This window comes from Klebsiella sp. CSG-1 (assembly GCF_056521145.1).
The window spans coordinates 105,817-118,110 of record NZ_JBWNLD010000011.1 but is presented as its reverse complement, the minus strand read 5'-3'; the positions used below and the strand labels follow the sequence as shown (position 1 = coordinate 118,110).

13 protein-coding genes are annotated in these 12,294 nt (G+C 54.5%); 6 read left to right on the top strand and 7 right to left on the bottom strand.

Features of this window, described 5'->3' with window-relative positions:
• Positions 1-262: 262 nt before the first annotated feature.
• Positions 263-775, top strand: coding sequence for an anti-virulence regulator CigR family protein (locus tag AC007G_RS23160; RefSeq protein ID WP_032687546.1), 513 nt, complete (start codon positions 263-265; stop codon positions 773-775).
• 235 nt (positions 776-1,010) lie between these two features.
• Here the strand turns inward: AC007G_RS23160 and AC007G_RS23155 are convergent, their stop codons facing one another.
• Positions 1,011-2,507, bottom strand: coding sequence for an aminotransferase-like domain-containing protein (locus AC007G_RS23155; protein WP_142630748.1), 1,497 nt, complete (start codon positions 2,505-2,507; stop codon positions 1,011-1,013).
• 38 nt (positions 2,508-2,545) lie between these two features.
• Between AC007G_RS23155 and AC007G_RS23150 the strand changes: the two genes are divergently transcribed.
• Positions 2,546-3,313: an arylamine N-acetyltransferase family protein gene (locus tag AC007G_RS23150; protein ID WP_142630747.1), complete on the top strand. Its 768-nt coding sequence runs from the start codon at positions 2,546-2,548 to the stop codon at positions 3,311-3,313.
• Between the two features lie 231 nt (positions 3,314-3,544).
• Here the strand turns inward: AC007G_RS23150 and AC007G_RS23145 are convergent, their stop codons facing one another.
• Together AC007G_RS23145 and AC007G_RS23140 are read right to left on the bottom strand one after the other, a co-directional pair.
• Entirely contained in the window at positions 3,545-4,573 is a 1,029-nt protein-coding gene (locus AC007G_RS23145) for an alpha/beta hydrolase (protein WP_049267312.1), read from the bottom strand.
• An 18-nt stretch (positions 4,574-4,591) separates the two neighbouring features.
• Positions 4,592-5,779 carry an MFS transporter gene (locus tag AC007G_RS23140; RefSeq protein WP_032696120.1) on the bottom strand — a complete coding sequence of 396 codons (1,188 nt, stop codon included), beginning with the start codon at positions 5,777-5,779 and terminating at the stop codon, positions 4,592-4,594.
• Between the two features lie 209 nt (positions 5,780-5,988).
• Between AC007G_RS23140 and AC007G_RS23135 the strand changes: the two genes are divergently transcribed.
• Both AC007G_RS23135 and AC007G_RS23130 read left to right on the top strand, forming a co-directional pair.
• Positions 5,989-6,906 carry a LysR family transcriptional regulator gene (locus tag AC007G_RS23135; RefSeq protein WP_142630746.1) on the top strand — a complete coding sequence of 306 codons (918 nt, stop codon included), beginning with the start codon at positions 5,989-5,991 and terminating at the stop codon, positions 6,904-6,906.
• A 232-nt stretch (positions 6,907-7,138) separates the two neighbouring features.
• Positions 7,139-7,399: a hypothetical protein gene (locus AC007G_RS23130; protein ID WP_032687556.1), complete on the top strand. Its 261-nt coding sequence runs from the start codon at positions 7,139-7,141 to the stop codon at positions 7,397-7,399.
• A 154-nt stretch (positions 7,400-7,553) separates the two neighbouring features.
• On the opposite strand, the gene ydfZ is transcribed toward AC007G_RS23130, so the two are convergent.
• The 4 genes from ydfZ to ftrA all read right to left on the bottom strand — a co-directional run bounded on the left by ydfZ (position 7,554) and on the right by ftrA (position 10,477).
• Positions 7,554-7,757, bottom strand: a complete 204-nt coding sequence (gene ydfZ / locus AC007G_RS23125; RefSeq protein ID WP_032687557.1) for a putative selenium delivery protein YdfZ — start codon at positions 7,755-7,757, stop codon at positions 7,554-7,556.
• A 1,193-nt stretch (positions 7,758-8,950) separates the two neighbouring features.
• Entirely contained in the window at positions 8,951-9,046 is a 96-nt protein-coding gene (gene mgtS, locus AC007G_RS23120) for a protein MgtS (RefSeq protein WP_004102377.1), read from the bottom strand.
• 148 nt (positions 9,047-9,194) lie between these two features.
• A complete protein-coding gene (locus AC007G_RS23115; protein ID WP_004862336.1) occupies positions 9,195-9,410 on the bottom strand; it encodes a DUF4177 domain-containing protein in 216 nt (71 codons plus the stop codon).
• 53 nt (positions 9,411-9,463) lie between these two features.
• The gene (ftrA, locus tag AC007G_RS23110) at positions 9,464-10,477 is read right to left on the bottom strand and encodes a transcriptional regulator FtrA (RefSeq protein WP_142631061.1); all 1,014 of its coding nucleotides are present in this window, start codon (positions 10,475-10,477) and stop codon (positions 9,464-9,466) included.
• A gap of 68 nt (positions 10,478-10,545) precedes the next feature.
• On the opposite strand from ftrA, the gene AC007G_RS23105 reads away from it, so the two are divergent.
• Positions 10,546-10,938, top strand: coding sequence for a rhodanese-like domain-containing protein (locus AC007G_RS23105; protein ID WP_032687560.1), 393 nt, complete (start codon positions 10,546-10,548; stop codon positions 10,936-10,938).
• A gap of 189 nt (positions 10,939-11,127) precedes the next feature.
• Entirely contained in the window at positions 11,128-12,231 is a 1,104-nt protein-coding gene (locus AC007G_RS23100) for a cobalamin-independent methionine synthase II family protein (RefSeq protein ID WP_142631030.1), read from the top strand.
• The last annotated feature ends 63 nt before the right edge of the window (positions 12,232-12,294 follow it).

Below are 12,294 nucleotides of genomic sequence, written 5' to 3'. Positions count from 1 at the left end.
CCCGACAAATGCCGATGTCTTGTACTGTATTTCTCAAATAACCGTTCTCCCGGCACTCAAACCGCCGTCAGGACTTTACCTGGCGGCCATCTGGAATGCTGAACTTTTCTTTCCGGTAAATGATGCCGGTTCATTCTCTGAAGGTACGATGGGAGATGATGCGGGTTGCAACATCTGCCAAAAATAAGAAAACATGAAATTGTTAAGGGTATAGCTTTGTCATATGTTTAAAGTGTCCACGTAATCTTAAGGAACCGTCATCATGTTTAAGCGTCGCACTCTCAAAACTGCACTTGCGGCGGTTATATCGCTTGTCGTTGTTGCTGCACCGGTTTATGCAAACCCAGGAAATGGAAATGGCGGTGGGCATGGCAATGGGGGGAGTAACCACGGGAACAGCGGCAATCATGGCAACAGCGCAGACCATAGCAACAAAGGCCAGGGGAATGGGAAGTCTGGTGAGGATCATGGCAACCGCAAGAACTACGGAAAACCAGACCACGTTGACTCCGATATCAGCTTCTCGCGGGCGCGCTCCCTGGCAGTCAATTATGGTCTGGTGGGTTATAAGGCGCTTCCCCCGGGTATCGCGAAGAATTTAGTCCGCGGCAAACCGTTGCCTCCGGGGATTGCGAAGAAAACGCTCCCGGCATCCATGATTAACGATTTACCGTATTACCCAGGATATGAATGGCGTGCGGTTGGCGATGATTTGGTGCTGGTCGCATTAAGTACGGCAATCGTGACATCAATTATTAATGGTGTTTTTGACTAACGCTAACCTGTTTGCTCTGAGGCCCCGCAAATGCGGGGCTTTTTTATCGGCGAAAGCTGCACAGGGCAGACAGGGCAAAGCGTCTTACGAGCGGCTGAATTTGTCTTCATCAGGTTAATGGAGACCTCTCGCTAACGTCCGCCCCCGGCACAAGGCTGGTATCGTGAACCGAGCAAGCATTTAGCCTCTGGCGCCTTCACAGGATGGATTCGCTGACTGCAGAACACTTCCGCTGTCAATGTCCCGCGGCCAACTCATGGCACAAAAGACCGAGTTGTTCCACGGCATTCAACAGATGGCGGGTGGGTTCATTCGCACCGTTCAAGCGCAGGAAGTTTTTCAGTTCTGCCGCTCCCGGGGAAAACAACGGGCCCGGACTGACACCAATGCCAAGGGCGAGTGCGCGACGATGTACCTCCAGCGCATCTATCTGTGACGGGAGTGTTACCCAAATCAGAAAACCGGCTTCCGGGGCGGCGACCCGCGTGCCCGGTGGGAAGCTTGTTTCAACCTTTGCGATGATAGCCTGTATCCCTTGCGCAATGTGGAGCTTCAGGTGCCGCAGATGCCTGTCATAATCACCGCTGGCCAGGATCTCGTTCGCCGCGGCTTCAATCAGCGGCGCGCCGGCCCACTCTCCGGCCATTCGCGCCTGCAATACCGTTGAGTGATAGCGTCCGGCTGCAATCCAGCCAATTCTCCAGCCCGGCGCCAGGGTTTTAGACAGCGAGCTGCAATAAATAACATTTCCGCACCTGTCGAAGGCTTTACACGCAGGCGGACGCTGCGCATCACCGGCCAGATCGCCATACACATCGTCCTCAATTAAAGGGATGCCCTTACTGGCAAGCAGAGCCACCAGCTCCCGCTTGCGGGCGACGGGCATACTGGCTCCTGACGGATTCTGCACCGTGGGTGAGGCAAGAACGGCTGCAGGACGGTGGCGCTGAATGGCTTCTTCGAGTGGCGCTAACAGTAACCCTTCAACAGGATCAGTGGGGATCTGCAATGCCTTCAGCCCCAGATCCTCCAGCAGCAGGAGCGTGCCGAAGTAGGCCGGCTGCTCAATCGCCACGGCATCGCCCGGCCGGCACACGGCGCGGAGAGCCAGACGCAGCGCCTGGGTAGCGCCTGCGGTGATGATAAGGCCATCCGCGCCAAAAAGAGCCCCCCATTGTGCCGCGCGTGCGGCAATCTTTCTGCGCAGGTCTGCTCTTCCCGGGGGCAGGCTGTAGCTCTGCCCGCGCGCATCAAGCCGACGACCTGCCGTCTGCAATGCCCTGTGCAGAGTATCTACGGGAAGCCAGGCCGGATCGGGTAGCGCGGCGCCAAGCGGGACCAGGCGCGCCTCCGCGCTCCCGAACAGGGATCTGGCAATGGCGGACATGGTCACCGGCACGGGTACGGGGACAGAAGCGGTGCTCTGCGTCTCCCCGGCGGGAATTATCTGGCGGACAAAGTAACCTGAACGTGGGCGCGCGATAATCAGACCTTCCGCCTCCAGGTAACGTAGTGCTTCCAGCGCCGTGGGGAGACTGACCTGCTCGCGCTCGGCCAGTTTACGCGCGGAGATAATCCGATCTCCCGTTCGCAAAGCGCCTGAAGTCAGAGTCAGCCGCAGCATTTCGGCTATTCGGCGGTAGTGGGGAGTCGGCGGGGATGGCTCGGACATCGTAATCTGTATAGTCTGATTTTTGATAAATCTGACTATACAGGCGATACGAGGCGCCATCTATAGTGTGTGCCACACAAACCAGCCAGGGTAGTCACATGCACAGCGACAATTTCGACCTTTCCCTCTATTTCCGGCGCATAGGCTATAGCGGACCTGCGGCGGCTAATACCGCGACGCTACATGCGCTCATGCGTCACCAGCTCTTTGCGATCCCCTTTGAAAATCTGGACGTACAGGCAGGTAAAATCGTGTCGATGGCACCTGATGATATTGCCAACAAGTTATTACAGCAGAGACGGGGCGGCTACTGCTATGAACTCAACGGGCTGTTTACGATGGCGCTGCAGACGCTGGGTATAACCTACCGTTTTGTTGCGGCACGGCCAATGTTCTATCCCGCGCGCCGGCCTAAAACGCATATGGCGGTCATCGCCGAAGTTGATGGTCGTCAATGGCTTTGCGACCTTGGGTTTGGTAGCTACGGTATCCGCGCGCCGCTGGCCTTAGACGAACTTGATACGGACATCATTCAGGATTTTGATACGTTCCGGCTTAGTCGTGATGCGAGTGGATACTATCTGCTTCAGGCCAGGGTTGAGGGAAACTGGTGCGATCAATACGGTTTTGACCTGTCGCCTCAGGAATGGATTGATTTTGTTCCGGCCAATTACCTTAACTCCACGCACCTCGACGCGGTCTTTGTACAAAAGCTGCTGGTCATCCAGCATCGACCCCAGGGGCGCTTTATTCTGCTCGGCAATATGCTGAAGACCATTACTGCAGACAGGGTAGAAAAGCAGTCGCTGACAGAAGATGAAATTGCGCATGCGCTTGAAAACCGTTTTGCGTTGTCTGTCCGCTAATGAAGCCAAATGGCCGATAAGTCTGCAGCTACACGGACACGTTGCAGAAAACGGCCTCACCACTGAGGCCGAAACTTGCCACAGACCCTGGCAGATTATGTCGTTGATGCTGCCGGGGCAGGCTTCGAAGCCTGCTCGCTGATTGTGCAGGTACCGCAATACGCTGCAACGCTTAACCCCCCCCCCGGGAAGGTCAATTTGCCGCCCCCTTTACGGGAGCGGCGGGTATCACTATTTCAGATTGCTTTTAAAGAATGACGTCAGCTTCGCAAAAGGGATCAGGTCAGTGCGGTCATACAGGTCGACATGGCCTGCGCCAGCAACGACATAGAGCTCTTTCGGTTGAGCGGCGCGTTTGTAAGCATCCTCGCTAAACTCTTTGGAATGCGCATTGGCGCCGGTAATAAACAGCATCGGGCGCGGCGCAATGGTTTCAATATCGTTAAACGGATAGAAGTTCATAAATTTGCCGATGCTGCTTAACAGAGGTTTGGTGGTCAGCTCTTGTTGCTCACCCTGCGGGGTATAACCGCCTCGCGCTGTACGGTAGAAATCAAAAAACTCACGCTGTATGGCCGGTGTTGAATCATCCAGTTGGTTTACGGTCCCCGGAATGTACGCCTTCTCTGCGCCTTTAAATTCGGCCATTCGCTGTTCGATGGCCGACTGGATAAAGGCCTTACGCTGCTCTGGCGTCTGGGAATGATTCAGGCCATTGCGGAAAGCCGCTCCCATGTCATACATGCTGACAGTGGCAATCGCTTTCATACGGGGGTCAATTTTGGCCGCACTGATAACAAAGCTGCCGCTGCCGCAAATCCCTAGCACACCGATATTCTCAGGATCAACGTACGGCTGGGTACTGAGGTAATCCACAGCCGCGCTGAAGTCATCAGCATAAATTTCCGGCGAAATCAGATGACCCGGTTCACCTGCACTTTCCCCCCAAAAGGAGAGATCAATCGCCAGCGTTACAAAGCCCTGGTCCGCCAGTTTTTGCGCATACAGATTCGCGCTTTGCTCTTTTACCGCACCCATCGGATGCCCGACGACGATCGCCGGGTTTTTCGCATTCTGATTCAGGGTTTGCGGAATAAACAAATTGCCCACAACGTTCATCTGGTACTGGTTTTTAAAGGTCACCTTTTGCTGGATAACCTTATCGCTTTTATAAAAGTTGTCGGCGCCTTTTGTTATATCCGCCGCAGTGGCGGCAAACGAACTGATTAACAGCCCCAGCGCCAGAGTCATATTTTTCATGGAGTTTATCCTTAATTGTCAGTGGTGTGTTTTACGTGATGTCAGAATGGTTAACCCTGCTGCGACAATCAGCAGCCCGCCGCTAAGAGCAAAAGTGCTTTGCCAGCCGGTGTGATCAAACGTCAGACCGCCAAGCGTGGAACCCAGGGCGATAGAAAGCTGGATAACCGCAACCATCAGTCCGCCGCCGGCTTCGGCATCATCAGGCAGCGTACGCGCTATCCAGGCCCACCATCCGGTCGGCGCAGCTGTCGCCATCAGTCCCCAGAACCCCAGTAGCGGCACGACAAACCCGAGGTGTTGGCCCGTGAGTATGAGCGTTACGGCGACGACAGCCATGAGTGAAGAGATGGCTGCAAGCGTCGAATAGAGGCCCCTCTTTAAAAAATGACTGATCGCCAGCGTGCCAATAAAACCGGCTATCCCGATGGTCAGTAAAATGAGAGATAAGGTGCTGATATCCACCCGGGTGACGGTTTCAAGAAACGGCCGTACGTAGGTGAATAATGAGAACTGCCCCATAAAGAACAGCCCGCAGGCGAGCAGGCCAACTGCAACAACGGGACGGGAGAGCAGATGAAAAGCAGAACGCCCAGGCCGCCTGTTGTTGTCGGGTGCCATCGCGGGGAGGCTGAAGCACTGCCAGATGAAGGCGACGATCGCGACCGGAACAAGGCAGAGGAACGCTCCGCGCCAGCCCATGACGGCACCGAGATAACTGCCGAGCGGTGCCGCGATAACGGTTGCCAGGGCGTTACCGCCATTGAAAATAGCTAATGCGTGAGGGACCCGATGCCGTGGCACCAGACGAAGCGCCGTGGCGGCAGACATCGACCAGAACCCACCGATCGCAATACCAATCAGGGCGCGACCGGCCATATAAATCAGGTAGCAGGGAGACAGGGCGACCATTGTTGCCGATAAAGCCATTAATGCCGTCATGCCCAGCAGCAGATATTTACGATGCAGATTTCCGGCAAGTGTCGAAAGAGACAGGCTGGTCAATACCGCCAGCGCCCCGGAAATGGCGATCCCCTGTCCAGCCAGTCCTTCACTGACTCTGAGATCGGCCGCGACAGGCGTCAGCAGGCTGACAGGCATAAATTCTGAGGCGATAAGCACAAAGACGCAGAGCGTCATCGCCAGCACACCGCTCCAGTATGCGTGCTGTTCGTAATGTGGATTTTCATGACGGAGTGTGGACATAAACGACTACCTCTGAATATCGACCCGGCTAAATTCAGACAAGCCGGGGCCGGACGCTATTCACGGGAATAACGACAAAAACGCACGCATAAACATGCTGTTTATGATTATCAATGGCTGAAAGTTTTACACGGCTGGTGTAGCCTGACTAGCTAATGAATACTTAATGGGCTTATAAGCCAGAGTTATTAATTGGGAGTGTCAGGCGAATGAAGCGCAACCTGAATGACCTTCTTTATTTTGTCACCGTTGCCCGCGAAGGGAGCTTTACCCGAGCGGCGGCGCATCTCGGCGTGACGCAACCCGCACTCAGTCAGGCGATTTCCGCACTGGAGGAGCGCATGCAAATTCGTCTCCTCACCCGAACTACCCGCAGCGTGTCGCCAACCGCGGCCGGAGAGCGGCTGCTGCAGGCCATCGGCAACCGTTTTGATGAAATTGAAGCCGAACTGGATATGCTCACGGAACTGCGTGACAAACCTGCCGGTACGGTACGAATCACCTGCGGGCCGGATGTATTACGTACCACTTTATTACCCAAACTGACGCCGCTTCTGCGTGAATACCCGGATATTCATATTGAGTTCGATGCTAATCACGGTTTTCGCGATATCGTTGCCGACCGTTTTGACGCGGGAGTGCGTCTGGGCGACACCATTGATAAGGATATGATTGCGATACCGATTGGCCCGGAATTACGCATGGCGGCCGTGGCGTCGCCGGCGTATTTTTCACGCTACCCGATTCCGCAAACTCCACATGAACTGACGCAACACTGCTGTATAAACCAGAGAATGGTCAAGTCCGGGGGACTGTATGTCTGGGATTTTGATCAGGAAGGTGGTGATTTGAACGTTCGGGTGAGCGGGCAGGTGACGTTCAACACATCAGAACATATTGTCACCGCCGCCCTGGCCGGATTAGGCATCGCATTTTTACCTGAGGAAGAGTTTGGTGCGCATATTGAAGAAGGTCGGTTGATCCGGGTGCTGGAAACCTGGTGTCAGCCTTTCCCTGGCTACTATCTGTATTACCCCAGCCGAAAACAAGTTTCTCCCGCATTTTCACTGGTGGTCGATGCTCTGCGTGTTTACCGTATGCGCCAGCCCGTAGACAAGAACAAGTAATTGATATTCCCTCACGTCCGGGCGGCCTCTGGTCTTAATACCTGAGGCCGTCGGTCGCAAACAGATCGAATGCTGCAGGGGGCATGCCTGGGACAGGGCTGTTGGAAGACGCTCTTTTGGTCAATCTGTGCAGTCTATTGAGATATCTCTCGTAAACGATGTTTGCCCGAAATATGCCTGACGCGCGTGACTGCTTAAACTATAATCCCCGGCATTAATGTGGGGGAACTTAATGAAAGGTATGAAGGCGGTGTTGGGTATTGTACTCACAGGAACGCTATCAGGGTGCGCAGCAGTCCAGTATAACGATGGTGACAAGGTCAGCATTCAGGCTGATGCGTGGAACGGTCTCGATAGTTTGCATTCTACGGCCGTTAAAGCCTGTCAGCAGTATGGAAAATCAAAAGCAGTCTATCTCCATAGTGCAAATATGAACCCGAATTTGCCGAAGGGGAGTGGAGTACAAAATACCCTCTGGAAATGTGAGCCGTGATGAGGCCGCGTTGCTGAATTCGTGCCAGACAGAAGGTGATATCGGCAAGTCAGGCAGGGGACAAAAATGCCGTTCCGGTACTGTTCGCTGAATATCTGTTCTGCATGAGCTTGCCAGATATTGAGTTGCCGGTGCCGCAGCGGCATTGCCGTCTTTAGTGTAGGCCAAGACGAATCAGTTCAACGGGTTCGAACTTACCTTCATTCCCTTCAACTTCAATGGTTTTGCTGCGACGTAATTGGGCGGGTGTGAGCCCATTGGAGTGGATAGCAACAATTTTACCCGTTTTACCTGTCCCATTAATCATCACCTGGCTTCCGTTGGTAATAGGATTGCGGTTACGATCATAAGTGACCATGGGTATTTCTCCTCTTTCTCTCTGTGCATCAAAAAAACCGTATTATGTACAAGGCCGGGCCCTGGTAACGGACGTAATATAAATACGCCTTTGAGCCTGCTATGTTGTTGAGTTTGATCAATGTCACACTTTTTAGCGGTTAAGAGGGGTCTATTCTGCGAGCCAGCGGCGTCATAATAGTTAAATAACGTATAACTCTCACTTTTTTATAATAAAACACAATATCAGCGGGTTGACGTTTTATCTGGCGCTGGCGATCGGCGCAAACATTCTGTTGAAGCAACCGCTGATACCGCCCCGGGTCATTTCCTGATAAACCCATAGGCCTTCTGACACTTTTAGCCCCTCATTCCCGGGAGAAGTCAGACTTGATGTCGCCGGTTTTCACATTCAGTTGATAGCCTTTGTTGCGGTTAAAAAGGCCACCTTCCGGTGGCTTTTTTAACCGCTGTAATAAACACCTTAACGGAGGTCTGGCCCATGAAAGTGTCCACCGCCAGGACCACCGCCGGGTCCACCTCCGGGGCCTCCCGGCGGAAGGATGCATCCGGAAAGAGACACGGCTGCGCAGAGCACAAAAATGACAAGGATAATTTTTTTCATAATAGCTCCTGAACTGGCGAGCCTCAATTGCAAACCAAAAATGTGAATATTTTATGGAGAATCAATAATTCCCTTTCGCTACACACCTTAAACCGGAATATTCCATGCGTAAAACCTGGCCGCGAGGCCATCAAAGCGATGTGTTGACCTGAGTGATATTTCTGCTGATTCGCAGCGAGGGGGCGCAATACCGATGTCCCTCTAAGAGAAGCGGTGATGGGGGCTGTAGTGCTTTGTCATGCACGATGCCATTACGCCATCGAACGACATGCATTTATCTTGAATAATCCGCGAGGAGGGTCTGTTGAAAAATAGTCCGGCGATGCATGTGTGAAAAAAGGCTAGCAACGGAATAGCTATATAGGTTTTCACTGGCAAGGAATCCGATATCGCGAATAATGCTGAATAATCTACACCCGCTGTATGAATGTAAAGTGACGATCCTTCATTGCAATCGGGGCCCCAGGCATAGCGGAAGGCGTGAATTTCTCATAATGAAGCGAAAGCTATGATCGGGAAGCTAAAAGCGGAACGCCCCCTGGTGCAATCAGCAGCAGGGGGCGGTTACGGGTGGGGATTATCGTCGTTCATCAGTCATCCCATTTGTGGCTTAGATACGCGGCAAGAAAACCAAAGAACAGAATTGTTCCCAGTACTGCCATAAATACATGCATATTTCCCAGCATGATTAACCTCCATCATTGATTAGTGTGCGCTAAGTAGTCCTTATTGAACGTGGTGTACGGTTGTTGCATAAAGAATAACCTGGTCAACCTAAACAAATAATTAACCAGGAAAACTTTTTCAGCGTGAAATAAATAGTGCGGTGAGGGGTTAGAGTGGCCGTTCAAGGACGAACAGATAGGCCTCGCGCGACCAGAACAGTCCGGTTCTGCGGCGCTCCACGGACATCGTTTTGACTTCCCAGCCCTGCAGGGTGAACTCATTGAGAAAACGGCTCATTTTCTCCGGGTCAGCTTTCGCTTCGCCAAAAAACATGCTCCCCAGAATTCCCTCTTTGTACAGAACGACTCGACACTCTTTTTTCATCTGACAGGCTCCTTGCGTAATGACAGCGATCGGCAAACCATTGTGACCGCCTGCTACGATTTTACAACCGCAGCGGCAGAAAACTTCTTCCGGTATGCGGATGGGCTGATAGCGAACTGCTGGCGAAAATGGTGGCGCAGGGTGCCGGCATCGGCGAAACCGCTGAGTTCGGCGATTTTATCGATGCTGATGCGGCTATGGGTCAGATGCTGCTGCGCGCGCTGCAACCGCTCATCCAGCAGCCAGCGCGCAGGGGTCTTACCGGTCGCCGCCTGAAAACGGCGTAAAAAGGTGCGAGGACTCATCCCCGCCTGTTGCGCCAGCGACGCCACGGTATGGCTGGCGGCAAGATGCTGATGCAGATAATCAAACACCAGCCCCAGGCGCTGGCTTTCCCGCGTTTGGGCGACAGGGCGGACAACCTGCTGCGCCTGCGCGCCGTCGCGATGCGGAGAGACAACCAGTCGTCTGGCCACGATATTGGCGGCGTCAATCCCATAATCCTCACGCACAAGGTGCAGGCACAGGTCGATGCCGGCGGCACTGCCCGCGGAGGTCATCATGCCGTCAGAACCCACGTACAACACATCGGCGACCACATCAATCAGCGGGAAGCGCTGGCGCAGATTCTCCGTGTATCGCCAGTGCGTTGTCGCTCTGCGGCCATTGAGTAACCCGGCCGCCGCGAGAACAAATACGCCGGAGCAGATTGAGATAATCCGACAGCCGCGCGCATGGGCGGCGGCTAAGGCATCGCACAGCGCCGCCGGGACCGGGGCATCGATTCCGCGCCAGCCGGGAACCACGATAGTCTGCGCATCCTGAAGCAAATTCATGCCGCCGTCGGTCATCAGCCGGATACCACCGGTAGCCCGTAGCTCACCGTCATCGACGGCGGCGACCGCGAACTGGTACCAGCGATCGCCCATTTCCGGGCGGGGAAGACCAAAGATCTCCACCGCGATACCAAACTCAAAGGTGCACAGGCCATCGTAGGCCAGCACAACGACCTTATGGTGTGACAACGTCACGGGAGGATTTGTCAGGATTTCAACGTTTTCTGTCATGGTTGCCGGCAGAGGATAAGTGAGCGGATTCATTAAATTAGTGGTACCACAGACAAGGAGAATACGCCATGAGTGTTGTAACCGCTTTTACCCCCGCCGCTTGCGCCGACGCTGCCGCCTGGTTCCGGCATAAACTGAGTTTTGAAACCGACTGCGCGGATGTCTACAGCGCGATGCGCGACGGGGCGTGCGATTTTGTACTGCTGCACGTCGTCGGCAGTGCGGAGACCTTTGCCCGACGGCATCTGCCTGGGGCGCTGCATTTGCCGCATCGCCTGATCGATGCCGGCCGCATGAGCGCGTGGCCAGCTGAGACGCTGTTCGTCGTCTATTGCGCCGGCCCCCACTGCAACGGTGCGGATATTGCCGCTCTCAAGCTGGCTGAACTGGGGCGTCCGGTCAAAATGATGCTCGGCGGCCTCACCGGCTGGCAGGACGAGGGGCTGCCTTTCGCCGACTAACTCACTGCGGCCGGTTCTGCGGGTAGCCGGCCGCTAAATGAATTTATTTCATGTCCGATGAATTTTTCTCGTTTGCCGCTGACGGCAGTGCATGACAGTATCTGGACATATAGCCATCCAGAAGTCTAAAATTCAAATAATGAACTATCACGGCAGGCAACTAATTGTGCTTACCGCTAAGGAGACACCATGCAACGTCAACAGGCCCCGTTCCGCGCAGATATCGTCGGCAGTTTTTTACGTCCAGAGGCAATAAAGGTCGCGCGTCAGCAGCTTGCCGAAGGCGCCATCGATGCACAACAGCTGCGCCAGATTGAAAATGATGCTATCCGCCAGCTGGTCAGGCAGCAGTGTGATTGCGGGCTGCACGTGGTGACAGACGGCGAATTTCGCCGCGCGTGGTGGCACTTCGATTTCTTCGATGGTTTAGAAGGCGTTGAACGCTACGATTCCGACAAAGGGATCCAGTTCAACGGCGTGCAGACCAAAGCTCACGGCGTTCGCGTCATCGGTAAACTGGCGTTTGGCGATCATCCGATGCTGGAAGATTTTCGTTATCTGAAAAGCGTCAGCGGCGAAGCGCAGCCGAAGATGACCATTCCAAGCCCGAGCGTGCTCCATTTCCGCGGCGGGCGTAAAGATATTGATGCCACGGTTTATCCGGACCTCGCCGACTATTTCGACGATCTGGCGACCACCTGGCGAGATGCCATTCGCGCCTTCTATGATGCCGGCTGCCGCTATCTGCAGCTCGATGATACCGTCTGGGCCTATCTGTGTTCCGATGAACAACGTCAGCAGGTGCGCGATCGCGGCGACGATCCTGACGAGCTGGCCAAAACGTACGCCCGGGTGCTGAATAAGGCTCTGGAAGGCAAACCGGACGATTTGACCATCGGCCTGCACGTTTGTCGCGGGAACTTCCGTTCCACCTGGATCTCGGAAGGCGGCTATGAGCCGGTTGCCGAGGTGCTGTTTGGCGGGGTCAACGTCGATGCGTTCTTCCTCGAGTATGATAATGACCGCTCCGGCGATTTCGCCCCACTGCGCTTTATCCGTCCGGGCAAGCAGCAGGTCGTGCTGGGATTAATCACCACCAAAAACGGCGAGCTGGAAAACCCGGCGGGAGTGAAAGCGCGTCTGCAGGAGGCCGCGCAGTATGTTGCTCTGCAGCAGCTTTGCCTCAGCCCGCAGTGTGGCTTCGCCTCGACCGAGGAGGGGAACGCGCTGACGGAACCCCAGCAGTGGGATAAAGTCCGCCTGGTCACCGGGATCGCCGCTCAGGTCTGGTAATCGCTCTTCATAGCGCAGCGTTGCACCGTTTTGAGGCAACGCTGCCTGTCTGTTTCTCTCCTG

Bases quoted from the DNA above. Each gene is read 5' to 3' on its own strand.
- AC007G_RS23160 (WP_032687546.1), top strand. From the start codon at position 263: ATGTTTAAGCGTCGCACTCTCAAAACTGCACTTGCGGCGGTTATATCG.
- AC007G_RS23155 (WP_142630748.1), bottom strand. From the start codon at position 2,507: ATGGCGCCTCGTATCGCCTGTATAGTCAGATTTATCAAAAATCAGACT.
- AC007G_RS23150 (WP_142630747.1), top strand. From the start codon at position 2,546: ATGCACAGCGACAATTTCGACCTTTCCCTCTATTTCCGGCGCATAGGC.
- AC007G_RS23145 (WP_049267312.1), bottom strand. From the start codon at position 4,573: ATGAAAAATATGACTCTGGCGCTGGGGCTGTTAATCAGTTCGTTTGCC.
- AC007G_RS23140 (WP_032696120.1), bottom strand. From the start codon at position 5,779: ATGTCCACACTCCGTCATGAAAATCCACATTACGAACAGCACGCATAC.
- AC007G_RS23135 (WP_142630746.1), top strand. From the start codon at position 5,989: ATGAAGCGCAACCTGAATGACCTTCTTTATTTTGTCACCGTTGCCCGC.
- AC007G_RS23130 (WP_032687556.1), top strand. From the start codon at position 7,139: ATGAAAGGTATGAAGGCGGTGTTGGGTATTGTACTCACAGGAACGCTA.
- ydfZ (WP_032687557.1), bottom strand. From the start codon at position 7,757: ATGGTCACTTATGATCGTAACCGCAATCCTATTACCAACGGAAGCCAG.
- mgtS (WP_004102377.1), bottom strand. From the start codon at position 9,046: ATGCTGGGAAATATGCATGTATTTATGGCAGTACTGGGAACAATTCTG.
- AC007G_RS23115 (WP_004862336.1), bottom strand. From the start codon at position 9,410: ATGAAAAAAGAGTGTCGAGTCGTTCTGTACAAAGAGGGAATTCTGGGG.
- ftrA (WP_142631061.1), bottom strand. From the start codon at position 10,477: ATGACAGAAAACGTTGAAATCCTGACAAATCCTCCCGTGACGTTGTCA.
- AC007G_RS23105 (WP_032687560.1), top strand. From the start codon at position 10,546: ATGAGTGTTGTAACCGCTTTTACCCCCGCCGCTTGCGCCGACGCTGCC.
- AC007G_RS23100 (WP_142631030.1), top strand. From the start codon at position 11,128: ATGCAACGTCAACAGGCCCCGTTCCGCGCAGATATCGTCGGCAGTTTT.